Here is a 250-nt window from a genome sequence, read left to right as displayed (position 1 = left end):
GTTGAAGAAGGTGGTATCGATAGCCTGATCAACAAAAGCCGTAGAGCACCGAATCCCAAGAACAGAGTGGATGAAGCAACAGAACAAGCTGTCGTTGCTTATGCTATTGAACAACCCGCTCATGGTCAGCACCGTACCAGTAATGAACTACGTAAGTCGGGTGTCTTTGTATCAGGTAGTGGCGTCCGTTCAATTTGGGTTCGACATAATCTTGAGAACTTTAAAAAGAGGCTGAAAGCTTTAGAAGATA

At 44.4% G+C, this 250-nt stretch carries 1 pseudogene; it reads left to right on the top strand.

The annotated features are described in order from the left end of the window. Positions 1–250: pseudogene (locus A3773_RS17345) on the top strand (IS481 family transposase); the annotation flags it as partial.

The sequence above is a fragment of the Neptuniibacter pectenicola genome (genome assembly GCF_001597735.1).
In the GTDB taxonomy this organism is placed as follows: domain Bacteria; phylum Pseudomonadota; class Gammaproteobacteria; order Pseudomonadales; family Balneatricaceae; genus Neptuniibacter; species Neptuniibacter pectenicola.
The sequence above is the reverse complement of the archived record's forward strand: the minus strand, read 5'-3'. Positions and strand labels throughout refer to the sequence as shown.